This is a genomic window from Mycobacterium persicum, assembly GCF_002086915.1.
GTDB classification, from domain to species: Bacteria; Actinomycetota; Actinomycetes; order Mycobacteriales; family Mycobacteriaceae; genus Mycobacterium; species Mycobacterium persicum.
In genome coordinates this window covers 2272814-2274024 of sequence record NZ_MWQA01000001.1, presented here as the reverse complement: position 1 = coordinate 2274024, position 1211 = coordinate 2272814, and the positions used below count along the sequence as shown (strand labels likewise).

2 protein-coding genes are annotated in these 1211 nt (G+C 67.5%); both read left to right on the top strand.

Annotated elements, in window-relative coordinates:
• On the top strand, positions 1-465 hold a 465-nt coding region (locus B4U45_RS10230), incomplete at its 5' end, for a hypothetical protein (RefSeq protein ID WP_219859391.1).
• Between the two features lie 259 nt (positions 466-724).
• Positions 725-1211, top strand: a 487-nt coding sequence (locus B4U45_RS10225) for a PE family protein (RefSeq protein ID WP_219859390.1), incomplete at its 3' end; no start/stop codon positions are given.

Sequence of the window (1211 nt, the reverse complement as noted above, 5' to 3'; positions counted from 1 at the left end):
GCGGCGACGGTGGCGGCGGCGGGGGTGGCGGCGCGGGCGGCAGCTCTGACCATCGTGCTCCAGGACGAGCTGGTCCCGGCGGTGACGGCGGTGACGGTGGCAAAGGGGGAAACGGCGGTGATGGTGGGGCGGGCGGACACGGTGGCGCAGGCGGCACCGCCGGGATGTTCGGCCAACTCGGTCGTCCCGGCGACGGCGGAGTGGGTGGAGCCGGGGGCTTCGGCGCCGGCGGTAGAGGCGGTCTACCCGGACAAGGCGGTCTTGACGGCAGCGGCGGACATGGCGCAGCGGGCCAAATGGGAGCCACTGGCAAAGACGGCACCCCTGGGCACCCCGGACAACCCGGCTGATAGGGCCAGCACACGAGAGCATGGCGGTGTGAAATGCCGAACCGATCTTCACAGCCTGACGGCTTACTATGCGCAACCGAAGCCGAGACAGCGTCGGCGGCTACGGGTCAAGTGACGTCGCGCCCTGCGCTTCGAACCCGTCTCGAAAACGGAAGGCCGCTTCAGGGTGCTGCGCGAGTGCCGTCACCCAGACCCAGTGGGATAGCCAAGTCGGCAGGACACTTCCAAAGAGCTCACGACCGGTCGTCGCTGGAGCAGACGCCGGCGCCAGTTCCACGGGCTCCAGAGTTGAGCAATACCGTCCAGGCCAACCTCTGGGCGCCACCACTTTTCCCAGCGTCGTACCGCCAATCGTTCAAGAAACGGGCGCAACGATGTCGTATGTGATCGCAACAGCGGAGCTATTGGCTGCGGCGGCAGCGGATGTGATGAGCATCGGCTCGTCGTTGTATGCCGCTAATAGTGCTGCGGTCGTGCCGATTACCACGGTGTTAGCCGCCGCCGGAGACGAGGTGTCAACGGCGATCGCTGCGCTGCTTTCCAGCCACGGCCAGGCTTATCAGTCGGTGAGCGCGCAGGCGGCGGCGTTCCAAACGCAGTTCGTGCAGGCATTGATCAATGCTGGGACCTCGTATGCAAGCGCCGAGGCCGCCAATGTGTCGCCGTTGCAGGCCCTCGAGGAGGGGCTGCTGGGTGCCATCAACGCGCCCACCAACCTGCTGCTGAGCCGTCCGCTGATCGGTAATGGCACCAATGGCACCCCCGGGACCGGGGAAAACGGTGGGTCTGGCGGGATCCTATGGGGCAACGGGGGCAATGGCGGATCGGGCGTTCCCGGGGGAGCCGGCGGCGCCGGCGGGG